The sequence below is a fragment of the Nocardia sp. NPDC051990 genome (assembly GCF_040680755.1).
Taxonomy (GTDB): domain Bacteria; phylum Actinomycetota; class Actinomycetes; order Mycobacteriales; family Mycobacteriaceae; genus Nocardia.
Window position 1 is genome coordinate 401,022 of record NZ_JBFAXH010000003.1, and the last position, 22,982, is coordinate 424,003.

Sequence of the window (22,982 nt, forward strand, 5' to 3'; positions counted from 1 at the left end):
ACCATCGCCAATCCCCGTAACCAGCGGTTGAGTACCTCCTCGCCGACAATCGTTGTCGTAGCCGACGCAAGCTACTGTCACACCTTGATGATCTCGATCCCCGGGCCGCCCAACAGCGTCAAATCCTCCGGATCGGAGGTGGCAATCGTGACCGGCCGCTCGCCGGCGCGGGCGATGGCGGCCAAAGTGGCGTCGATGGCGTACTTGTGACCGTGTAATCCGTTACCTCGAAGGAGTTCGGCGGCGGCGTCACTGATTTCGCGAGTAATGGCGTGTACATCGATCCGGGACAGAATCCAGGCGATGCGAGCTCGGTGCACCCGGCCGTACTCGGCTTCGAGCCGGGTCATCGCCGAGGTGCCTCCGCCGGTCTTCCTGAGCGAAGCGGTGCACCACGACGGCCATCCCCTGCCGAGTGCGACACTGGAAGCCGTGACTGCAGCCATCGAGACCCGACCACAACTGCGAATCGGCCCCTACCAGGTCGATCCAGCGGTGGTGCTCGCGCCGATGGCGGGCATCACCAACCTGGCATTTCGGAAGTTGTGCCGGGAGTTCGGCAGCTCTACGTCCATCTACGTGTGCGAGATGATCACGGCGCGGGCGGTGGTCGAGCGCAATGAGAAGACGCTGCACATGATGTCCTTCGACGCGGACGAGCATCCGCGCTCGATGCAGCTCTACGGTGTGGATCCGGCCACACTGGGCGAGGCAGTGCGGATCATCGTCGGCGAGGGCTGGGCCGATCACATCGACCTCAACCTGGGCTGCCCGGTACCGAAGGTCACACGACTGGGTGGCGGCGCGGCACTGCCGTATAAACGCACGCTGTTCAGCAAGATCGTCAAGGCGATGGTTTCCGGCGCCGAACCGGCCGGTGTTCCGGTCACGGTGAAGTTCCGCATCGGGATCGACGACGACCACCTGACCTACCTCGACGCGGGCCGTATTGCCGAGGCCGAAGGCGCCCAGGCTGTCGCACTGCACGCCCGCACCGCCGCACAACGGTATTCGGGCCAGGCCGACTGGACGGCGATCGCGCGGCTCAAGGAAGCCGTCACGACGATCCCGGTGCTCGGCAACGGCGATATCTTCTCCGCCGCCGACGCGGTGCGCATGATGGACGAAACCGGTTGCGACGGTGTCGTTGTCGGCCGCGGCTGCCTCGGCCGCCCGTGGCTGTTCGCCGAATTGCAGGCGGCGCTGCGCGGCGAGGCACTGCCCGAGGCGCCGAATCTCGGCCGCGTCGGCGAGGTGCTGTACCGGCACGGCGCCCTGCTCGCCGAACACCTCGGTGAGGACAAGGCCATGCGCGATCTGCGCAAGCATATGGCCTGGTATCTGATGGGCTTCCCGGTCGGCGCGGACCTGCGCCGTTCCTTCGCCACGGTGTCGAGCCTCACTCAATTGCAGGACCTCATCGGCGAACTCGACCCGACCGCGCCGTTCCCCCGCGACGCCGAGGGCCCACGCGGGCGCCAGGGTTCGCCGGGCAAGGTGGCGCTGCCGCACGGCTGGCTCGACGATCCCGACGATCCGGCCGTCCCCGCGGGCGCGGATCTGATGCACAGCGGCGGCTGACCTTTTCGCAATCGCACCGTTATCCGATCCTCGAGTACCCTCCGACCAGCACACATTCGTATGCCGAAGGCAAACTCGGCCTGTCGAGTCCGCACTGGGCTGGCTGACCGTGGCGGAATCGTTATCATTGGCGGAATCGGTCATGCCGGTCGAAAGCGGCCGAACGGCAGCAGAGACGAAGCGAGGTTCGTAGGTGGGTGACGATCGGCACGGGCAGTCGCCACGGCCCGGAGGTCGCGCCCCGTGGGAGCGCCCTCCCACGGAGGATTACCCCGACCGCGACGGCGCACGGTCATCCCGCAGATCCCGACATAACGATCCCGACTCCGGCTCGGCGCCGCTGACCGTTCAGGACCTGGTCCAGCGGGTCGACAACGAACGCAGCGGGCGCAGACGTCGACCAACGACACCGGACACGCCGCCCACGCACGCGAATCGGGCTGCTCCCACGCCGCCGGAATCCGCCGCGCGACAAGCCGATATTCCGCCGCGCACAGCGACCGGCCCATCCGCACGTCAAGCGGACGCACCGCCCCGCACATCGGTTATGCCTGCCGGACGCAACGCCGACGCACCCCGCACGTCGAGCACCCCTGCCGCACGCAAGGCCGACGCACCCCGCACATCGGCCACCAAGGCCGACGCCGCCCGCCGGTCCGGGGCCTCCCCGGTCGTCGACGACATCGCGGGCACTCCGACGACGGCCGCGCGTCCGGCCAAACGCCGCGCCTCGACCGTATCCGGCGCGAAAGAGGCGCCCGAGGTCGTCACCGACATCATCGACCCGATCGAGGACACCCCGCGCACGAAGACGCGCACCAGCGGCTGGCCAACCACCGATTCTGATGCCCCGAAAACCGCTGCCGCATCCACTCGCGTCGGCCTTTCGCGGCTCGCGGCGAGTCGACAGCGCCGCAATAAGCGGCTGCAGGTCGCGGGCAGGGCCACCCTGACAATTTCTGCGGTGGTCGCACTGCTGGTCACCGGCGGCGGCTGGAGCTATCTACGTTCGACCGCCAATGGCTTCACCCAGGTTTCCGCCTTCGACGACCATCCAGAAGACGTGCTCGACTCCGGCGCCCAGCTCGGCGACGAGAACTACCTGCTCGTCGGCACCGACACCCGCGCGGGCGCCAACGGCCAGGTGGGCGCGGGCAGCGTCGACGACGCCGAGGGCGCCCGCGCCGACACGGTCATGCTGGTGAACATCCCCAAGAACCGCTCACGGGTCGTGGTCGTCTCGTTCCCCCGCGATCTCGACGTCACCCGGCCGCAGTGCAACGGCTGGGACAACGACAAGGCCGAGTACACCAATGAGGTGTTCCCCTCGGCCATGGGCGACAAGCTCAATGCCGTGTACGCGCTCGGCGGACCGAAGTGCCTGGTCAATGTCATCCGCAAGATGACGGGCCTGAACATCGGACACTTCATCGGCATCGACTTCGCCGGATTCGAGGCGATGGTCGATCAGGTCGGCGGCGTCGATGTCTGCACGCCCAAGCCGATCATCGACGGCATCCTCGGCACCGTGCTGGAAAATTCGGGCCACCAACACATCAACGGCGAGACCGGACTCAACTATGTGCGCGCCAGACACGTCTATGGCGAGGAACGCAGCGACTACGACCGGATCAACCGGCAGCAGCGGTTCCTGGCCTCGCTGCTGCGCAGCGCATTGTCGAGCCGGGTGCTCTTCGATCCCGCCAAGTTGAACGGCTTCATCTCCGCATTCACCGCCCACACCTTCGTCGATAAGGTGCAACCGACCGACCTGCTGACCCTGGGCCGTTCGCTGCAGAAGGTCGACGCGGGCGCGGTCACCTTCCTGACCATCCCGACCGCGGGCACCACCTCCTACGGCAACGAGATTCCGCGTGATTCGGATATCAAGGCGATCTTCCGCGCCATCATCGATGACCAGCCGCTGCCCGGTGAGAAGAAGTCGACCCCGGCCCCCGGTTCGATCCCGTCGGCACAGCCGGCACCGCCGAAGCTGATCGCGGTCGATCCGAGCACGGTATCGCTGCTGGTCTCCAATGGTTCGGAGACGTCCGGCGCGGCCAATAAGGCGGCGACCAAGCTCGGCAATCAGGGCTTCCAGATCTACAACACCGGCAATTACTCCGGCGGCAATTCCGAGGTCGCCACCAAGGTGCGCTTCGGGACCGGTCACGAGGCCGAGGCGGCCACGGTGGCCAGTTCCCTGCCCGGCGCGACGATGGAGCAGTCGAATAGTCTCGGTGGCATTGTCGAGGTCGTGATCGGCGCCGATAACCCGACCATTCGGACTCCTACACCGGTCGGTGATCCGATCCCGAACGTCTCGGTCACCGTATCGAGTGCGGAACCGGTCACACTGCCCTCGGACCTCGAGCACGTCAACGCCGCCGACGAAACCTGCAAGTAGGAGCCGCCGCGAGCTGGGGCAACGCCCCGCTATCGTTCGGCACCACCCATTAACCCTGTGTTGGTGACTAGGTCAGCACATGGCACTAGTGTCTGTTTTCATGCGTGTCATCTACAACGAGCAAATGGCCGACCTTGCCCACCTGCTGGGCGAGATGGCCGGTCTGGCGGGTTCGGCGATGGAGCGGGCCACCCAGTCTCTGCTCCAGGCCGATCTCGCTCTGGCTGAGTCGGTGATCACCGAGGGCGATCGGATCGCCGAAATGATCGCCGATGCCGAGGAGAAGTCGTTTGCCCTGCTTGCGCTGCAGGCACCGGTGGCGGGTGATCTGCGGCAGGTGGTGAGCGCGATCCAGATCGTCCAGGATGTCAACCGGATGGGCGCGCTGGCACTGCATGTCGCCAAGGTGACCCGGCGCCGCCACCCCAACCACGCGCTGCCCGAGGCGGTGAACGGCTACTTCGCGGAAATGGGCCGTATCGCCGTGAATATGGGCGCCAGCGCCGAGGAGGTGCTCGAGACCCGCGATCCGGAGCGCGCCGCGCAGCTCAACGAGGACGACGAGGCGATGGATGATCTGCACCGTCATCTATTCACCTTGCTGATGGATCGCGACTGGAAGTACGGCGTCGCCGCGGCCGTCGATATCACGCTGCTCGGCCGCTACTACGAGCGCTTCGCCGACCACGCCGTGGAGATCGGCCGCCGGGTGATCTTCCTGGTAACGGGTGAGCTCCCGCCAGATCTCGACACCGCGCCGTGAAGTATCGAAAATGCCCGCGTCGGACGCGGGCATTTTCGATACAGCCGGATCAACTGATTTCGCAAGCACATGGGTAACTCGCCGGGTACGGGCTAACTTGATCGACTGATACCGCTGGCCGCCAACACCGTCTTCCCGCACCTGAGTCTGGCGCCTGAAGCGGGCGAGCCTATCCGAAGCGGCCGGAGATGTAATCCTCGGTCGCCTTCTGCCCCGGGTTGGAGAAGATCTTCTCGGTATCGTCGATCTCGATCAGCTTGCCCGGCTTGCCCTGCGCCTCCAGGTTGAAGAAGCCGGTCTGATCACTCACGCGCGCGGCCTGCTGCATATTGTGCGTGACGATGACGATGGTGAATTCCTTCTTCAGCTCGGTGATCAGGTCCTCGATCGCCAAGGTGGAGATCGGGTCCAGCGCCGAACACGGCTCGTCCATCAGCAGCACATCGGGCGAGACCGCGATGGCGCGCGCGATGCACAGACGCTGCTGCTGACCGCCGGAGAGACCGCCGCCCGGCTTGTCCAGCCGGTCCTTGACCTCGTTCCACAGATTGGCTCCGCGCAACGAACGCTCGGCGACCTCGTCGAGCTCCTTCTTGCTGCGCACGCCCTGCAGCTTCAGCCCGGCCACCACATTGTCGCGAATCGACATGGTAGGGAACGGGTTCGGACGCTGGAACACCATGCCGATGGTGCGGCGCACGCCGACCGGGTCGACGGCGGAGCCGTAGATGTCCTCGCCGTCCAGCAGCACCGCGCCCTCGACGCGGGCACTCGGGGTCACCTCGTGCATCCGGTTGAGCGAACGCAGCACCGTGGACTTACCGCAACCCGACGGGCCGATGAATGCGGTCACGCTACGCGGCAGCACTGTCAGGTCCACATCGGCGACGGCATGGAATTTGCCGTAGTAGATGTTCAGGTCTTTGACGTCGATCCGCTTGGCCATCTCTGAATATCCGTTCGGTTCTATCGGTTCCGCGTGAGCAGCTTGTTGACGACCGCGGCCGCCGCGTACAGCAGGGCGATCAGCAGGATCAGCGTCAGCGCCGCACCCCACACTCGCGCCCGGCCCGCAGGCTCCGGATTCGCCAACTCTTGGTAGATCAACAGCGGCAGCGAGGCCATATTGCCGTCGAAGAGATTGGTATTGATCGACTTGCTGTAGCCGACCAGCACCAGCACCGGCGCGGTCTCCCCCATGACGCGGGCCAGCGCGAGCAGGATACCGCTGATCATGCCGGGCGCCGCGGTCGGCACGACGATCCGAACAATGGTCTTCCACTTGGGAATTCCGAGTGCGTAGGATGCCTCGCGCAACTCATCGGGTACCAGCTTCAGCATTTCCTCGGTGCTGCGGATCACCACCGGCAGCATCAGCAGCACCAGCGCCAGCGATACCGCGAAGGAGCTTTGCGGGAAGCCGAATGTCGCGATCCACAGCGCGAAGATGAACAGGGCCGCGACGATGGACGGCACACCCGCGAGGATGTCGACCATGAAGGTGGTCACCTTGGCCAGCACGCCACGGCCGTATTCGACCAGGTAGACCGCGGCCATGATGCCGAGCGGCACCGCGAGGATCGCAGCGACGACGGTCTGCACGATGGTGCCGTAAATCGCGTGGTACACACCGCCACCGGTCTGATCCGGCAGGATGCCCTTCTGCGATTTCTGCCACCAGTCCGGCGAGACGACCGAGTCGATGCCCTTCGACACGACCATGAACAGCACCCAGATCAGCGGCACAAGTGCGATCGCGAAGCAGAGCCAGACCATCGCGGTGGCGATATTGTTCTTGACCCGGCGAGCCGTGCTGACATGCCGGAAGGTGGCCGCCTTGACCGGCTTGTCGAGAGTCGTCGTGGTGGTCATTACCCGTTCACCCTTCCACCGGATACGAGCCGCGCCAGCGCATTGACGATGAAGGTCAGTGCGAACAGCACGAAGCCGGCCGCGATATAGGCACCGGTCGGCAGTGGCTGACTGAATTCCGAAGCGGCGGCGGCGATTTTGGAGGCGAAGGTGTAGCCGCCGTCGAACAGCGACCAGTTTCCGGCCTGCGCCGAGGTGCGCAGGATGACCAACACCGCGATCGTCTCACCGAGCGCGCGACCGAGGCCGAGCATGGATCCGGCGATCACACCGCTGCGACCGTAGGGCAGCACCGTCATCCGCACCATTTCCCATTTGGTCGCGCCGAGCGCCTGCGCGGCCTCGATATGCGAGACGGGCGTCAGGTTGAAGACCTCGCGCGAGACCGAGGTGATGATCGGCAGGATCATCACTGCGAGCACCACGCCCGCGGTGAAGACGGTGCCGCCCCCGGAGATCGACACATTGCCGGCGGCGAACAGGAAGAACCAGCCGAGCTTTTCGTTGAGGAATGTCTCTACCGGTTCGAGCTTCGGCGCGAGCACCAGGAAGCCCCACAGACCGAACACGATCGACGGCACCGCCGCCAGCAGGTCGACGAGCATCGCGAACGGACGCGCCATCGACTTCGGCGAATAGTGGGTCAGGAATAGCGCGATGCCCACACCGATGGGCACCGCGATCACCAGCGCCAGCATCGAGCTCAGCACCGTGACCATGAGCAGGTCCCGAATGCCGAACCGCAGGTGGTCGGCATTGGAGGTGCTGAACTCGCTGCTGGTGAAGAAGTTCGCCTCGTTCGCCATGATCGAGGGCCAGGCCCGGATCAAGAGGAATAGGGCGATCAGTGCGATAGCCGCCACGACCGTGGCACCCGCTGCGGTAGCAAGCGACCGGAAGATAACCTCGGCCCCTTGGTTGTGGCCTTTCCTGGCCGGTGTCGCCGCCGGATCCTTCGGTGAGGCCGGTTCGGCGCTCGGTTCACTCGACATAGGGGCAGTATCTCCAGCCGCCAATGGACCAGTCGAGTCCGACTGGTCCGCGGCGGACACCTCATGGTGCACGGTCATGGCGTTGCGGCTATCAGTTGATGCCGTTGATCGCGGTGGTCAGCTTGGTCTTGAACTTGTCCGGGATCGAGACGTAGCCCGCGGTGTCCAGACCCTGCTGGCCATTGTTGACGGCCGAAGTCAGGAAAGCCTTGACCGCCTTGGCCGTATCGGCGTCGGCGTACTTCGAGCAGACGATCTCGTAGGTCGGCAGGATGATCGGGTAGGCACCGGCCGCGGTCGGCTTGTAGAACGACGAGGTGTCGAGCACCAGGTCGTTGCCCTCACCCTTGATCTTCACGCTGTCGACGGCCTTGGCCGCGGACTCCGGGCTCAGCTTGACCGGATCCTTGCCGGCCGAGGTGACGATCTGCGCGATGGACAGGTTCTGCGCCTTGGCGAAGGACCACTCGTTGTAGGTGATCGAGTTCTTGGTGGTCTTGATGGCGGCCGAGGTGCCCTCGTTGCCCTTGGCACCCTCACCGACACCGCCGTTGAAGGTCTTGCCCGCGCCCTTGCCCCACGCGCCGTCGGAGGCGGCATCCAGGTAGAGCTGGAAGTTGTCGGTGGTGCCCGACTCATCGCTGCGGAAGATCACCGCGATCTTGTCCGAGGGCAGCTTGGCGGTCGGGTTCAGCGCCTTGATCTCCGGGGCGTCCCAGGTCGCGACGGTGCCGTTGAACACCTTGGCGGCGGTCGGGCCGTCGAGCACCAGATCGGTCACGCCGTCGATGTTGTAGGTGACGGCGATCGGGCCGAAGACGGTCGGCAGGTTCCATGCCGGGGCGCCGCAGCGCTCCTGCGCCTTGGCCGGCTCACCCTTCGAGGCGCTCAGCGGCGAGTCGGAACCGGCGAAATCGGTCTGGCCGCCGAGGAATTCGTTGACGCCGGCACCGGAACCGCTGGAGGTGTAGTTCAGCGTGGAGCCGCTGCAGTTGGCCTCGTAAGCGGCGACGAAGCGGTCCATGGCGTTCTTCTGGGCCGAGGAACCGCTGGCCTTGAGGGCCTTCTTACCGCCGCAGGCGACATCGACCTTGGCGGTGGAATCGCCGCTGGCAGAGGTGTTGTCGTCACTGCCACAGGCAGCCAGAGGCATGGCGACGGCGGCCAGCACACCGATCAGGGCGCTGCTGCGCTTGAAGTTCACTTATTCCTCCGGGGAATCGCGTCCGACACGCCCGGTCCCTCACCGGCCCGGGCGGGTTTCGTGGTGCCGTTCGCGAGGAACTTGCGCACCAGGCGGCAACGGTGCCGCCCTTATGTAACGTAAGGTCGCTCGGTTGACATTTGGACCAGGCTGGGTGAACGGCGGGTGAACAGCCCGGCGCGATTGCGACCGTTGTGTGTGACATTTGCCCCGGCGTTACTCGAGTACCCTCGGCGGTCCGCCTGATATTCAGTCGGCGGGCGAATACGCGGCATCGACATGCGCCGTGGCGAAGCCGAGTCGCGTGTAGGTGTGCACAGCCGCGGTGTTATCGGCCTCGGTATAGAGCAGAACCTCCGGCAGCCCACGTTCGCGGAGGTAGCGCAGGCCCGCGAGGGTGAGCAGGCGGCCGAGTCCCCGCCCCTGCGCGGCCGGATCGATACCGACCACATAGACCTCGCCGACCGGCGGGTTCTCCTCGTAATGCACCTTGGTCCAGTGGAATCCGAGGATGCGGTCAGGATCGGCCGGATCCACCGCGATGAACAGGCCCTTCGGGTCGAACCAGGACTCCGCGCGCCGGACCTCGATATCGTGCCGGGTCCACCCGCCCTGTTCCGGATGCCAGGCGAAGGCAGCATTATTGACGCGCAACAGTTCGGTATCGTCGGCGGGCCCTTCATAGGTCCGCAACGCGATACCTGCCGGCACGACCAACTCCGGTAGCTCCGGCGTTGCCAGCGACCGCCGCATCTGCCACAACTCGCGTGCGATGCGCAGTCCGAGCCGATTCGCGAGCGCCGCGGCGGCGGGCCGATTTCCGTGCGCCCAGACCCGAGCACCCGGTCCGCCCTTCGCCAGCGCCGCCGAGACCAATTCCGCACCGATGCCATGGCCGCGCGCGGCGGGATCGACGGCGACCTCGGCCATTGCGGGGTGTTCGTGATGTGCGGGAACGAGATTCGCGTACCCGGCGACGACACCGTCACGCAGCGCCAGCAGATGTTCGGCCGCGGAGTCGGTCGCGACGAGCGAAAGTACGGCCTGTTCGGAGACCGGCGCAACACCGTCCGCGGCACTCGCTCGCTCCAACAGTTCACGCACCGCCTGCGCCACCGAGGCATCGAGCCCCGCGCTCCATCGCAGCGTCGTCTCACCCATGAGCGTCTCCCTCGTCGAACCCGTCACCGCGACGAACGCGCGAATCCAGCGCGCCATTCCATCGGCTCGAGATCAGGTGGAACTGGTGGTGTGGCTTTACCAGGAATACCGCCATGGATTTCATGTGATCTCGCGGACTACGAGACGGAACCGTTGACGGTGACGGGTGGGGAATCGTCGGTGCCCTCGGCGGATTCGTCGTCGGGAAAGGTGATGTGCTCGCCCTTGGTGTTGGTGCGCGCGGGGCGGACGGCCTTGTAGCCGACATTGCGGACGGTGCCGATCAGCGATTCGTATTCGCTGCCGAGTTTGGCGCGCAGGCGTCGCACATGCACGTCGACCGTGCGGGTGCCACCGAAGAAGTCGTAACCCCAGACCTCCTGCAACAACTGAGCCCGAGTGAAGACCCGGCCCGCATGCTGCGCAAGGTATTTGAGGAGTTCGAATTCCTTATAGGTGAGATCCAACGGGCGACCGCGCAACCTTGCGGTATAGGTGCCCTCATCGATCATCAATTCGCCGAGAGTGATCTTGCCGGTGTTCTCCGGGCTCGCGACACCGCCATTGCGGCCGACCAGCAGGCGTAGCCGGGCGTCCAGCTCGGCCGGTCCGGTACCGGGTAGCAGAATGTCGTCCAGACCCCAGTCGGCATTGACGGCGACCAGTCCGCCCTCGGTCAGCACGGCGACCACCGGCACCGATGAGCCGGTGCTGCCGAGCAGTCGGCACAGGCCGCGGGCCGCGGCCAAGTCGGTACGCGCGTCGACCAGTGCGACATCCGCGGTCCCCGCCTCGAGCAGGGACGCCACCTCGGTCGGGGCCGGGCGCACATGGTGCGCCAGCAACGACAGTGCGGGCAGTACCGACTCTGGGTTGGGGTCGGAAGTCAGCAGGAGCAGCTCCACAAGCCCTCCTCCCATCTAGTAGCTCCGGGCAAACAGCCACACCGCCGGGGCACGTCGCTAGTCACAGGTAGTCGGATGCAAGATTAGCGCGTGAACCCCGATGACCTCGCTATCCGGGGTTAGTGTGGCATCTCGGGCGAGACATTCGATACCCGAAAAGCATGCCAAGTAGTGTGGCCCGCATGCGCAAGCTGATCATCGGGCTGCTGTGCCTCGCGGTACTGGCGGTAGTCATCGATTTCGGCACCGCCGCCTACTCCGAGTACCGCGTTTCGCGTGCCCTGCGTGTCGGCGCGGACCTCACCGCGGATCCCGACGTGATCATTTATGGGTTCCCGTTTTTCACCCAGGCGCTCGACGGTCGGTACCAGACCGTCGATATCCGCGCGCGCATCATGCGCCCCGATATTCCGGGTGAGATTTCGGTCGGCGCGAAACTGACCGGAGCGCACCTTTCCATGGGCGATCTCACCAACGGGAATGTGAGCGCGGTGCCGGTGGATCGGGTCGAGGGGCAGATGCGGCTCGAACCGACCGAACTCGGCAGGCTGTTCAAAATTCCGGACCTGCAAGTACATTCGGCGCCGGGGGATAAATCCGACGGAACGGGCGGATCGGGTGGGTCCGGCATGACCACCGGCGGGCAACTCCTGCTCACCGGAACCATGCCGGGCAAGACGCCGAGCAAGCCGGGCGCGCCGCTCGGCGGTGACAATGTGAGCGTGACGGCAGACCTCACGGTCGACGGCGATCAGGTGAAGATCATCGCGACCAGCATCTACCACGGCACGGGTGATGCCACGACGACCGCGGTCGTCACCGATAGCGACCGCCCCAAGGTGCTCGAGTCGTTCACCCGGACCATCGATACGAACGAACTGCCGTTCGGGCTGCGGCCGACGAAGGTGTCCGCACAGGGTGGACAGATCGTCATCGAGGGCAAGGCCGAGAACGTGACCATCGACCTGGACAGATTGCGGCGACCATGACTGAAATCACAATCCTGCTGGTGGTGGTGCTCGCCGCTGTGGCCGTCGGCGTGGTGCTGCAGCGCCGCGACGGCAAGCTGCGCGCGAGCGGCACCGAGGCACAGGTCGAGTCGGCGCGTACCGATCTGCTGGCATCGGTCGGTGCCGACCACTCGGGCCCTGCGGTGCTGCACTTCTCCGCCGACTGGTGCGGACCCTGCACCGCGGTGCGCCACGTGGTTGCCGGGGTGACCGAGGAATTGTCCGGATCGCCGCGACCACCGCTGGATATCGAGGTCGATATCGATGCCGAACCCGCGCTGGCCAAGGAACTGAACGTGCTCTCGCTGCCGACCACCTTCGTCTTCGATATCGAAGGGCGGGAACGGTTCCGGATCTCCGGCGTCCCCAAGTCCGCGGACCTGCGCACCGCGCTCGAGCCGCTGACCGTGGGATAGCTCCTCCGGCGGATCGCGGCTGACGGTGGAAAACCAGGGCGTGACAAGGGTTCATGGCAACTGTGACGAACCCCGGGTCCAATTCTCCGGCAGAACCAGGTAAACTGCTCTGCGTGCAAGCCAACCACGAGCTGATGCTCACCCGACGCCGCACAGTTGATCTGTGTCGCCTCGGTGGTTGTTGCTGCCTGTGTGGCTGAGCGGTCGGCTCCCGCAAAATTTCTGATGCCGACCTGCGTCCGTCGTGCGAGTGATCTCTTGATCCCCCGGCGAACTGGCAATTTTCCCGCCAACAGCGAAATTCAGCGCAGGAGTACGCACAATGTCCACAAATTTCCGAAACACATTGGTTGAGACCGGAATTCCGTCCCCGCGGCGCTTCCTCAGCACCGGAGGCGGTAGCTTGCGTAACCACGCAGGGGCAGGCAGCGCCGCAAATCCAGCTCTAGTCGATGTGCGCGGTCCACGCTTCGCCGCGTGGGTCACCACCGGCGCGCTCGTTCTGGTTCTGCTCGCCGCCGCCGTTTCGACGCCGCTCGCCACGGTACTCATCGCCGCGCAGGCGGTGGTCTTCGCGATCGGCGCGGCCTACGGACCGCGGCGGCATCCCTACGGCCGGATCTTCGCCACGTTCGTCGCGCCGCACCTGGGTCCGACCCTCCAAACCGAACCAGTGGCCCCGCTGCGGTTCGCCCAATTACTCGGCCTGGTCTTCAGTGCCGTCAGCCTGCTGGGTTTCCTGGTCGGCTCCACCGTCGTCGGCGCGGTGTTCGCCGGCTTCGCCCTGTTCGCGGCGTTCTTGAACGCCGCGTTCGAAATCTGCCTGGGTTGCCAGATCTATCCGTTGGTCGCCCGCCTCCGCCGGACTGATCCGATGGGCGGTGTCCGCGGGCCCTCCGTGGTCACCCAAGCTCTCGCCTCCGGGCCCGACGCGGACACCGCCGGGTCCCCGGCGAACTGACCCTGCAAGTCACCACCCCGAAAGGAACAACATGGCCCGCTCCGATGTCCTGGTCTCCGTTGACTGGGCCGAAGAGAACCTCAACGCACCCGGCATAGTCTTCGTCGAGGTCGATGAGGACACCTCCGCCTACGACGGCGGCCACATCGAGGGTGCCGTTCGGCTCGACTGGAAGAAGGACCTGCAGGATCAGGTTCGTCGCGACTTCGTGAACCAGGAGCAGTTCTCCGATCTGCTTTCGGTGCGCGGTATCGCCAACGACGACGAGGTCGTGCTGTACGGCGGCAACAACAACTGGTTCGCCGCGTACGCCTACTGGTACTTCAAGCTGTACGGCCACAACAACGTCAAGCTGCTCGACGGCGGCCGCAAGAAGTGGGAGCTCGACGGTCGTCCGTTGTCCCGAGATGCTGTGGTTCGCCCGGCCACCCAGTACAAGGCCGCCGCGCCCGACCTGTCCATTCGCGCGTTCCGCGATGAGGTCATCGCCGCCATCGGCGCCAAGAACCTGGTCGACGTGCGCTCCCCCGACGAGTTCTCCGGCAAGATCCTGGCTCCAGCGCACCTGCCGCAGGAGCAGAGCCAGCGTCCGGGCCACATCCCCGGCGCCATCAACGTGCCGTGGAGCAAGGCCGCGAACGAGGACGGCACCTTCAAGTCCGATACCGAGCTGACCCAGCTCTACGGCGACGCCGGGCTGGACGGATCCAAGGACACCATCGCCTACTGCCGCATCGGTGAGCGCTCCTCGCACACCTGGTTCGTGCTGCAGGAGCTGCTTGGCCACCAGAATGTCAAGAACTACGACGGCAGCTGGACCGAATACGGCTCGCTCGTCGGTGCACCTATCGAGTTGGGAGCTTAATCACATGTGCGCAGCACCTACCCAGGGCCAGGCCATTCCGGCCGGAGTCGATGTCGAGAAGGAAACGGTCATCACCGGCCGTGTATTGAGCGACGGTCAGCCGGTCGGTGGCGCGTTCGTGCGCCTGCTCGACGGCAACGGTGACTTCACCGCCGAGGTTGTAGCCTCGGGCACCGGTGATTTCCGCTTCTTCGCGGCGCCGGGCACGTGGACCGTGCGGGCGTTGTCCTCCTCGGGCAACGGCTCGGCCGAGGTTCGTCCGGCGGGCGCGGGCATCCACGCCGTCGATGTGGCGGTCGCCAAGTAAGTAGTACCGCCTACGGCCCCGTCGTTTCCCGATAGCCGGGAAGCAACGGGGCCGTTGTGCTGGACGGGGCGCGAGTCGTTAGACTCCAAACGTGGTCCTCTTCTTCGAGATTCTGCTGGTGGCCGTGTCCGTTCTCATCGGCTGGTTCGGCCTGTACGTCTTCTACCGGCTGTTCACCGAATCATGAGTGAGCTCGCGAGCGAAGGTTCCAACCCGGCCGAGCGAGCGAGTGAACAACTGAACGGCAACGGCCCGGCCGACTCCGCACCGCGCCGCAGTGGCGACGAGGCCGTGGCCGACGCGGCCGAGCGGGCGAAATCGACTGGTGTGCGCAATATTCCGGTGCTACCGGATCTGCCGCTGCCGGAGGACACCGCTAATCTGCGGCTCGGCCCGGATCTGAGTTCATCGATGCTGGCGCTGCTGCCGATGGTCGGGGTCTGGCGCGGTGAGGGTGAGGGCAACCATCCCGATCGCGGCGACTACCGCTTCGGCCAGCAGATCATCGTCTCCCACGACGGTGGCGACTACCTGTCCTGGGACTCCCGTTCCTGGGTCATCGAAGCCGACGGCTCATACGGTGGCCCCGATCTGCGGGAGAGCGGCTTCTGGCGGGTCGGCATCGATGGCGATGACGAGGTTATCGAACTGCTGCTGACCCACAGCACCGGCATCGTCGAACTCTTCTACGGCACCGCGCTGACCCAGTCCTCCTGGGAATTGGCCACCGATGTCGTCATCCGCAGCCAATCCGGCATCGTTGTCGGCGGCGCCAAGCGCCTGTACGGCATCGTCGAAGGTGGTGACCTGGCCTACGTCGAGGAGCGCGTTGTGGCCGACGGCCCCCTCGAGCCACGCCTGTCGGCCCGTTTGCAGCGCTACATCGGGTAGCCGCGCCGCCCGATCGATGTCAGGTCGATATCGATCGGGAACGGGACACTGATCTTCAGGCGGTCGTGGAAGATGCCGACCAAGCCGTAAGTTCCCGAGGCGGGGTCGAGTTCGGAGGCATAGACGACGGCGTCCGCATCCCGCCGCTCGATTCGCCGATAATGTGGAATCCCGGCCTTGGCGTATTTGCCCGGCTTCGTGCCACGGTCGCGCTCCTCGGAGTCCGGAGACACAGCCGCCACCGCAAGGACAAGATCCTCGAGCCTAGTCACCTAGGAATCACATTGGGCGCCAGGTGACGAGGAGTTCGTCGGCGAGGGTTTCAATGGCGAGTTTCGAACCGTTCACCAAGAAGGTTGCGGCGCGGAGGCGGTCGTCGTGCAGGCGGGATTCAGAGACGGCGGAGATTCGGCAGCCGAGCAGCTGTGCGTACGGCAGTTCCGCGCCGACGTCGAATGCGGTGTATTTGCCGGTTTCGGCGATGTAGTCGATATATTCGGGTTCGGTGAGGCCCGCGAAGGGATCGCGCCATCGCGTTGATCCGACGCGGAGTTCTTCGCCGTCCGTTCCGGCGTCGAGCAGCAGCACCGAACCATCGTCGAAGGTCAGTTCGATCGGGCCTTCGGTGCGGTCGACGTCGGTGCCGTGTACATAGAACATGCGGCGAATCGCCATGATCTGGCGACCAACCACTGCTGCGAGTCCCTCCGATGGCATTGGCTACCCCTCGTATCGAACCGGTCGCCGGACTCTACCGCTTCGTGCAATCGTCCCCGGAAAAGGAACGACCCCCGAGCCATACCCTGCCGACTGTGCAGCCTGCATGGGTCCCGGTCGGACTAGACCGGTAGCTCGGGGGCCGGGTGGCTGCCTGGAATTCGCTCAGCGCTCGCGCGAACGGAAATCCGTTGCAGCGGTGGCGCTAGCGGACAGCCACCTCACAAGTCCTATGAACATACATTCTTCGAACCACCTCCTTCCTTGTGTACAAACGAATCTAGTCAACGGTCAGTGCGTCGGCAACGGAATTTCGCGGGGCGCTGCAGCGGCCGGCTCCTCGGCGTCGAAAGTGGTCGTGACCTGGCCTGATGCATCGATGTGCAGCACCACCGCGGCGCTGTGGTCGGCGGGCAGCTGGTGTGTGACGACAACCACAATTCGGTCGGGTTCGACCAAGCCGCTGTCGATATCGAGTAGCTGGCGCAGCATTCGGGCGCCCGCCTCGGCCTCGAGATGTTCGGTCGGCTCATCGAGCAGCAGCACCCGCGCGGGCGAAATGAGCGCGCGGGCGAGCAGAATCCGCCGCCGCTGCCCACCCGAAACCGCCGCAGCACCCCCGACCAGATCCGTATGCACACCATCCGGCAGCGATTCCAGCCAATCCCCGAGACCGACTGCGCACAAAGCCTTCTCGGCTTCTGTCACCGTGAGATCTCCACGCGCGACTCGCAGGTTCTCGAGCACGGACGTGCTGAAGATATGCGCATCCTCGGCAAAGAACGTCACGCCGGGCACGGGTGTACCGAACAGCCCCGCCCACGCCATGAGCAGTGTGGTCTTCCCCGCACCGCTCGGTCCGACGACGGCAATCCGCTTTCCTGCGGGGCGCTCGGGAAGGTTGCCGGGCAATAGATTTCGTGAGTCGTGGACAGCCGTATCAGCACTCGGACGATCGGATGCCTGCGGAATGCCGTCTGACAACGAGCCAGCAACACCGCACACACGGTCCTGCGCTGGGCCGGACGCACTGTACGGCGATAAATCTCCGCGACGGATATCGTCATCGGCATTCAGACGATCGGATGCGCGCGGGCCACCGGTCGGCGACCATCGGGCGATGCTGTCCTCGGCTCGGCCGGTCGCCTTGTCCGGCAGATGATCTCGTGCCGAGCCGCTGCGGTGGTTCGTAGTGGATCGCATCGGGTTTCGGTTGGTGGGTTCGAGCAGAGGCAGGCGATGGAGGGCGGCACGGGCAGTGGTCAGGGCCTGGGCGGCGGCGGGGAGGGGCGCGACCGCTTCGAAGGCCGAGAGGGGAAGCAGGACGAGGATGGTCAGGGCCATGGGGGTCATTGCGGGCGAATCGGCGCCGTAGGTGGCGATGCCGATCAGGAGCGCGCCCAGGACGCTGGCGCCGATCGAGAGAGGCGTTGCCGCGGCGGCCCAGGCGCTGCGCGCGGCGGCGGAATCTTCGGCGGCTACCGCATGCTGTCCGGCGCGGTCGGCGGCCGCCAGCGCGGCATCCAACTTGCCCGCGACACGGAGTTCGGCCGCGTGGTCGAGAACGGTGAGCGACTGCGCGGTGAATTCGGCGCGGTCGGCGCGCACCGCACGCTCGGCCGCACGAGCCGCCCACCCCGACAGCCACGGTGCGACGATTCCGGCAATGCCGAGCGATACGGCCAGAATCGCCGCCGCGCCGACCGAAATCGTGGCCATGAGTCCGATCGCCGCCAGCGACAGCACAATCGCGACCGCGATCGGCACGAATACGCGCACAACGACGGCACCGAGATCGTCGATATCGCTACCGATTCGAACCAGCAGGTCCCCACGCCGCAACGACGCAGCACCAGCCGCGCTCGTCGAATCCGCGCTGCGGTCCGAGGTATCTCCCTGGTCGAACGCAGACACCGCGCCACATCGACCGGACAGAACGCCATCGCTGCCGTTGGCTGCGGCTGCTCCGTCCGAATCGCCGCCTCGCATATCCCGCCGCATCCAGACATCGGAGTGCGCGAGCGTCCGGTAAACGGTTGTCCGAGCAGTGGTCATCGCGCGCAACGCAACGTCATGAGTGGCGAGGCGTTCCAGATACCGGCACAGCCCGCGCGAGATACCCAGCGCCCGCACCGCGACAACAGCAACGCTGAGATCGAGCACCGGAGGCATCTCCCAGGCACGCGCAATCAACCAAGCCGCCAAGGCCGCCAGCCCGAGCCCACTCCCCAGCGCCAACACCCCCCACCCGATCGCCACCGCAACTCGCCACAGCGACAACTCGAGCAATTCCCATATCCGCCGCAGATCCGCCCGCACGGCGCTACCGCCGCGACGAGCCGTTGTCCGCGGCACCGAAGTGTCTCCCGTGCTGTTCATGAGGCAACTGCCTGGGGTTCGGTGGAGTGGACGGGGATTATGCGGTCGGCGGCGGTGAGGACGGTTGGACGGTGGGCTATGACGATTACGGTGGCGCCGGTGCGGGCTCGCCGTTGTAGGGCGGCGAGGACGGTGGCTTCGGCGGCGGGGTCGAGGTGGGCTGTTGGTTCGTCCAGCAGGAGTATGGGGCGGTCGGCGGCGAGGACTCTGGTGAGGGCGAGGCGTTGGCGCTGGCCGAGGGATAGACCGATGCCGCCCGCGCCGACGATGGTGTTCCAGCCGTCGGGGAGTTCGCTGAGTACCGTGTCGAATCCGGTTGCGATGCAGGCGGCTTCGAGTTCGTCGAGTACTCGGGCCGCGCCCTTCGCCGTGGTGTCGGATGTGTGCGCGCCGAGCAGTTCCAGGTTCTCGCACAGCGTTCCGGGGACCAGGACCGGTCGCTGGGGCAACCAGGCGATACGTGACCACCACGCGTTCTGATCCAGCGCACGCACATCTGTGCCGTCGACCTTCACCGAGCCGAGCTCAGGGGTGAGCAAACCTAGAATTGCTTGCAGCGCCGTCGATTTCCCGCTCCCGTTGGGGCCGGTCAATACAGTCACTACCCCCGGCCGCAGCACCGCTGTCAGTTCGGCAGGCGCAAAGCCATCTCTGGCACGCACCGAGAGTTCACATATCTCGATGACGCCCGAGTCATCTCCACCACTAGGTCCCGAGTCGGTATGACCGTCAAGAGACGCTTCTACATTGCGTTGACTGATATCCCGGCCATCCGACCCGCTCGGTTCCGCACTCTCGCTGCCAGCTTCAACACCGGCCGCAGCACCGGTAGCACTCGTGCTCGAGACCGGCCGAACCGCACCCGCATTCCCAGCGGTATCCGGACCACCGGCACCCGACTCTGGCTGAACCCGAGGTTCGAGAACAGCAAAAGCCTTATCCGCAGCCGCCATTCCGTCCTGCGCCGCATGGAAACGCTCCCCCACCATCCGCAGCGGCAGGTACACCTCCGGCGCGAGAATCAATGCCACCAGCCCGGCATACAGACTCATCCCGCCGTATACCAAGCGCAGACCGATGGACACCGCGATCAGTGCGACGCTCAGCGTGGCGAGCATCTCGAGCACCATCGACGACAGGAACGCGATCCGCAGCGCACGCATGGTGCGCTGCCGCAACGCATCCCCGAGCTCGCGCACCCGATGCTCCATCGAACCCGTCCGCCCCGCGACGCGTCCCTCCCGCCCCAGCGCACGCAATGTCGGCATCCCGGCGAAGAGATCGAGCAATTGATCCGAGAGCCGAGTGGTCGCAGCGAGCGTCGCCGCCGCCCGCCCCTGTGTGAGCAGACCGATGAGCACCATGAACACCGGAATCAACGGCAACGTGACCACCGCGATGACACCGGAGATCGGATCGTGAAATCCGATGACCACCAAGACGATCGGCGGCACCAGACAGGCGAGCAGCAGCGCGGGCAGATATCCGGTGAGATATGCCCGCAGCCCGGTCAGCCCGCTACTCACGACAACCGCGAGTTCGGTTCGTCGAGTTTCGAGCTCGCGGGGCGGTAGCTGAGCTCCGGCGGCAAGCACCTTGGTTTCCAGTTCCGTGACCACCGCGGCCCCGGCCCGATGCGCGATCCGCGACTGCACCCAGGTGGCGAGCACTCGACAGCCGATGGCGACCGCGAGCACGATCAACTCGAATGTCCACGCGCCGAAGCTGCGCCGACCGGGATCGGTGACGACCCCGGCCAGCACCTTCGCCAGTGCGACGGCCGTAACCACGATCGAACCCGTAATCACCACGGACAGTGCCACACTCAGCACCAGATAGCGGCGAGCCGAGCGTGCGTACTTCCACAACCGGGGGTCGACGGGCGGACGAGCCATGATCAGTCCTTGGCGGCTTCCAGCGGCAGGCCGATCGGCGCCGGAATATGCTCGACGGTAATCCGCTTGCGGAAGACCCAATACGTCCACCCCTGGTAGCCGAGCACCACGGGCGTGACGACCACGGCCGCCCAGCTCATCACCTTCAGCGTGTACGGCGTCGAGGACGCATTGTCGATGGTCAGGTTGAACATGTCACTGATGGTGGACGGCAGCACATTCGGATACAGCGACCCGAACAGCAGCACCGTCGCCGCGGCGGTGGTGACCGCTGTGCCGACGAACGCCCACCCGTCGCGGTGGGCGAAACTCGCCGCACCCGCGAGCAGCAGCCCGATTACGGCCAGCGCCAATGGAATCCAGGTCCATCCGGTTCCGTAGGCCAATTGCGTCCACACCCCGAACACCCCGACCACCACCGCGGTCGGCACCAGCAACAACCGCACCGTCCGCACCGCATCGTGGCGCACCTCGCCGCCGGTCTTCAGCACCAGGAAGACCGCACCGTGCAGCGCGAACAGCAATCCGGTCGCGAGCCCGCCGAGCAGTGCGTACGGTCCGAGCAGATCCCACACCGAACCGACGATCTGCTTCTTCTCGTTCAACGGCACCCCGCGCACCACATTCGCGAATACCCAACCCCACGCGAATGCCGGTACCCAGGAACCGATTCCGATCGCGGCGTCACACCAGCCGCGCCAGCGCGCATCGTCGATCTTGCTGCGATATTCGATCGCGCAGACCCGCACGATCAGCGCGACCAGCACGAGCAGCAGTGCGATGTAGAAACCGGAGAACAGGCTCGCGTACCACTCCGGAAAGGCCGCGAACATCGCACCGCCCGCGGTGAGCAACCAGACCTCATTGCCGTCCCACACGGGCCCGATCGTATTGAGCACCACCCGCCTTCGGGTATCGCTGCCCTTGCCGAGGATCGGCATCAGCATGCCGACCCCGAAGTCGAAGCCCTCCAGCACGAAATAGCCGGTGAACAAGACGCCGATCAGCAGAAACCAGAACTGTTGCAGATTCATCGTCGGCTCCTAATAGGCGAAGGAAAGCTGTTCGACGGCAGGTTCTTCGGCCCGTTGACCGCCGCCGGTATCGTCCGGCCCGCCGGGCGGAGTCGTCGCGGGCGCTTCGGGTCCGGCGATCGTGTACCGCCGCATCAGGTAGAACCACACCACCGCGAGGACGCCGTACAGCAGGGTGAAGACCACCAGCGAGGTGATCACCGTGCCCGAGGCGTGGTCGGAGACGCCCTGCTGCACCATCAGCCGCAGGCTCTGATCACCGGTCGGATTCGGCGCGACAACCCAAGGCTGCCTGCCCATTTCGGTGAAGATCCAGCCCGCACTATTGGCCAGGAACGGTGTCGGGATGGCGATCAGGCACAGCCACGAGTACCAGCGCTTATCGGTGATCCGACCACCGCGAGTCAGCCAGAGGCCGACCAACCAGAGCAGGATCGCACCGGCCGACAGGCCGATCATGGCGCGGAAGGACCAGTAGGTGACGAACAGATTGGGTCGGTAGTCGCCGGGCCCGAACTTGGCGTTGTAGGCGTGCTGCAGGTCGGTGACGCCCTCGAGGGTGACGCCGCTGAACTGGCCCTTCGCCAAATACGGCAGGACGTACGGCACCTCGATCACGTGCGTCACGCTGTCGCAGTTGTTGTGCGTGCCGATGGTCAGCACCGAGAAGTCCGGGTCGGTTTCGGTATTGCACAGCGATTCCGCCGAAGCCATTTTCATCGGCTGCTGTTCGAACATCAGCTTGCCCTGCACATCGCCGGTGAAGAACAGCGCGACACCAGCGACCACGATCACCCACAGGCCGGCGCGTCCGCCGGAGCGCCACATCGTTCGCGCCTCGGCGATTTTGGTGTCGTCACCACTGCGCGCATTGCGCACCATCCACCAGCCGCAAATGCCGACCACGAAGGTCCCCGCGGTCAGGAATGCCCCGGAAACCACGTGCGGAAATGCCGCCAGCGTCGTGTTATTGGTGAGCACCTGCCAGATGCTGGTGAGTTCGGCGCGCCCGCGCTCCGGGTTGTATCTGGCGCCGACCGGGTGCTGCATGAACGAATTGGCCGCCACAATGAAGTACGCGGAGGCATTCACACCGATCGCGACGAGCCAAATCGTCGCCAGGTGCAGCATTTTCGGCAATCGGGTCCAACCGAAGATCCACAGTCCGAGGAATGTCGACTCGAGGAAGAACGCGACGAGCGCCTCCAGCGCGAGGGGTGCGCCGAAGACGTCACCGACGAAGCGGGAGTATTCGCTCCAGTTCATACCGAACTGGAATTCCTGCACGATGCCGGTCGCGACACCGAGTGCGAAGTTGATCAGGAACAGTTTTCCGAAGAATTTGGTCAGCCGGTACCAATGCTCTTTGCCGGTAATCACCCAAGCGGTCTGCATGCCCGCCACCAATGGGGCCAGACCGATCGTCAACGGTACGAAAATGAAGTGATAAACGGTCGTGATGCCGAACTGCCAACGTGATAAGTCCAGGACGCTCAAAACCGACCTCCCGCGGTACTACGACACTACGACATGACGTAGTAAGAGTACGCCCGGAGAAGGGTCCATCAAGGAGTCCTACGCCACGACATACCGGGGCTTACGACCCTCAATGACCCATTTTC

Annotated in this window: 22 protein-coding genes; 9 read left to right on the plus strand and 13 right to left on the minus strand. The window is 65.3% G+C overall.

What is annotated here, in order from left to right; genetic code table 11:
- Positions 1-77: 77 nt before the first annotated feature.
- The gene (locus AB0L63_RS08240) at positions 78-350 is read right to left on the minus strand and encodes a hypothetical protein (RefSeq protein WP_364496434.1); all 273 of its coding nucleotides are present in this window, start codon (positions 348-350) and stop codon (positions 78-80) included.
- 82 nt (positions 351-432) lie between these two features.
- Between AB0L63_RS08240 and dusB the strand changes: the two genes are divergently transcribed.
- The 3 genes from dusB (at position 433) to phoU (ending at position 4,751) form a co-directional block, all read left to right on the plus strand.
- Entirely contained in the window at positions 433-1,581 is a 1,149-nt protein-coding gene (gene dusB, locus AB0L63_RS08245; RefSeq protein ID WP_364496436.1) for a tRNA dihydrouridine synthase DusB, read from the plus strand.
- A gap of 547 nt (positions 1,582-2,128) precedes the next feature.
- Complete coding sequence (locus tag AB0L63_RS08250; RefSeq protein ID WP_364496438.1) at positions 2,129-3,988, plus strand: LCP family protein; 1,860 nt, start codon at positions 2,129-2,131, stop codon at positions 3,986-3,988.
- A 100-nt stretch (positions 3,989-4,088) separates the two neighbouring features.
- Entirely contained in the window at positions 4,089-4,751 is a 663-nt protein-coding gene (gene phoU, locus AB0L63_RS08255) for a phosphate signaling complex protein PhoU (protein ID WP_364496441.1), read from the plus strand.
- Positions 4,752-4,920: 169 nt separating this feature from the next.
- Here the strand turns inward: phoU and pstB are convergent, their stop codons facing one another.
- The 6 genes from pstB to AB0L63_RS08285 all read right to left on the minus strand — a co-directional run bounded on the left by pstB (position 4,921) and on the right by AB0L63_RS08285 (position 10,885).
- Positions 4,921-5,697, minus strand: a complete 777-nt coding sequence (gene pstB, locus AB0L63_RS08260) for a phosphate ABC transporter ATP-binding protein PstB (protein WP_364496443.1) — start codon at positions 5,695-5,697, stop codon at positions 4,921-4,923.
- A gap of 20 nt (positions 5,698-5,717) precedes the next feature.
- Positions 5,718-6,623, minus strand: a complete 906-nt coding sequence (pstA, locus tag AB0L63_RS08265; protein ID WP_364496446.1) for a phosphate ABC transporter permease PstA — start codon at positions 6,621-6,623, stop codon at positions 5,718-5,720.
- Positions 6,623-7,615, minus strand: coding sequence for a phosphate ABC transporter permease subunit PstC (pstC, locus tag AB0L63_RS08270; RefSeq protein WP_364496448.1), 993 nt, complete (start codon positions 7,613-7,615; stop codon positions 6,623-6,625). The genes pstA and pstC overlap by 1 nt, the downstream gene beginning before the upstream one ends.
- 91 nt (positions 7,616-7,706) lie before the next feature.
- Positions 7,707-8,819 (minus strand): phosphate ABC transporter substrate-binding protein PstS, encoded by a 1,113-nt coding sequence (gene pstS, locus AB0L63_RS08275; RefSeq protein WP_364496451.1) that lies wholly within the window; start codon positions 8,817-8,819, stop codon positions 7,707-7,709.
- A gap of 249 nt (positions 8,820-9,068) precedes the next feature.
- Positions 9,069-9,980, minus strand: a complete 912-nt coding sequence (mshD, locus tag AB0L63_RS08280) for a mycothiol synthase (RefSeq protein ID WP_364496454.1) — start codon at positions 9,978-9,980, stop codon at positions 9,069-9,071.
- Positions 9,981-10,117: 137 nt separating this feature from the next.
- Complete coding sequence (locus tag AB0L63_RS08285) at positions 10,118-10,885, minus strand: response regulator transcription factor (RefSeq protein ID WP_364496457.1); 768 nt, start codon at positions 10,883-10,885, stop codon at positions 10,118-10,120.
- Between the two features lie 182 nt (positions 10,886-11,067).
- On the opposite strand from AB0L63_RS08285, the gene AB0L63_RS08290 reads away from it, so the two are divergent.
- The 6 genes from AB0L63_RS08290 to AB0L63_RS08315 all read left to right on the plus strand — a co-directional run bounded on the left by AB0L63_RS08290 (position 11,068) and on the right by AB0L63_RS08315 (position 15,335).
- Positions 11,068-11,874 carry an LmeA family phospholipid-binding protein gene (locus AB0L63_RS08290; protein WP_364496885.1) on the plus strand — a complete coding sequence of 269 codons (807 nt, stop codon included), beginning with the start codon at positions 11,068-11,070 and terminating at the stop codon, positions 11,872-11,874.
- Positions 11,871-12,311 (plus strand): thioredoxin family protein, encoded by a 441-nt coding sequence (locus AB0L63_RS08295; RefSeq protein ID WP_364496460.1) that lies wholly within the window; start codon positions 11,871-11,873, stop codon positions 12,309-12,311. Before AB0L63_RS08290 ends, AB0L63_RS08295 begins: the two co-directional genes overlap by 4 nt.
- 403 nt (positions 12,312-12,714) lie before the next feature.
- Positions 12,715-13,272 (plus strand): DUF4395 domain-containing protein, encoded by a 558-nt coding sequence (locus AB0L63_RS08300; RefSeq protein ID WP_364496463.1) that lies wholly within the window; start codon positions 12,715-12,717, stop codon positions 13,270-13,272.
- 31 nt (positions 13,273-13,303) lie between these two features.
- A complete protein-coding gene (locus tag AB0L63_RS08305) occupies positions 13,304-14,137 on the plus strand; it encodes a sulfurtransferase (RefSeq protein WP_364496466.1) in 834 nt (277 codons plus the stop codon).
- 4 nt (positions 14,138-14,141) lie between these two features.
- Positions 14,142-14,444, plus strand: coding sequence for a DUF1416 domain-containing protein (locus AB0L63_RS08310; RefSeq protein WP_364496468.1), 303 nt, complete (start codon positions 14,142-14,144; stop codon positions 14,442-14,444).
- Between the two features lie 183 nt (positions 14,445-14,627).
- Positions 14,628-15,335 (plus strand): FABP family protein, encoded by a 708-nt coding sequence (locus tag AB0L63_RS08315; protein ID WP_364496471.1) that lies wholly within the window; start codon positions 14,628-14,630, stop codon positions 15,333-15,335.
- Here the strand turns inward: AB0L63_RS08315 and AB0L63_RS08320 are convergent.
- The 6 genes from AB0L63_RS08320 to AB0L63_RS08345 all read right to left on the minus strand — a co-directional run bounded on the left by AB0L63_RS08320 (position 15,323) and on the right by AB0L63_RS08345 (position 22,857).
- A complete protein-coding gene (locus AB0L63_RS08320) occupies positions 15,323-15,607 on the minus strand; it encodes a hypothetical protein (protein WP_364496473.1) in 285 nt (94 codons plus the stop codon). The genes AB0L63_RS08315 and AB0L63_RS08320 overlap by 13 nt on opposite strands.
- 7 nt (positions 15,608-15,614) lie before the next feature.
- A complete protein-coding gene (locus AB0L63_RS08325; protein ID WP_364496476.1) occupies positions 15,615-16,052 on the minus strand; it encodes a hypothetical protein in 438 nt (145 codons plus the stop codon).
- Positions 16,053-16,343: 291 nt separating this feature from the next.
- Positions 16,344-18,431, minus strand: coding sequence for an ATP-binding cassette domain-containing protein (locus AB0L63_RS08330; protein ID WP_364496479.1), 2,088 nt, complete (start codon positions 18,429-18,431; stop codon positions 16,344-16,346).
- The gene (gene cydD / locus AB0L63_RS08335; RefSeq protein WP_364496481.1) at positions 18,428-20,326 is read right to left on the minus strand and encodes a thiol reductant ABC exporter subunit CydD; all 1,899 of its coding nucleotides are present in this window, start codon (positions 20,324-20,326) and stop codon (positions 18,428-18,430) included. Before cydD ends, AB0L63_RS08330 begins: the two co-directional genes overlap by 4 nt.
- Before the next feature lie 2 nt (positions 20,327-20,328).
- Entirely contained in the window at positions 20,329-21,360 is a 1,032-nt protein-coding gene (gene cydB, locus AB0L63_RS08340) for a cytochrome d ubiquinol oxidase subunit II (protein ID WP_364496484.1), read from the minus strand.
- Between the two features lie 9 nt (positions 21,361-21,369).
- Positions 21,370-22,857, minus strand: a complete 1,488-nt coding sequence (locus AB0L63_RS08345; protein WP_364496487.1) for a cytochrome ubiquinol oxidase subunit I — start codon at positions 22,855-22,857, stop codon at positions 21,370-21,372.
- Positions 22,858-22,982: the final 125 nt, after the last annotated feature.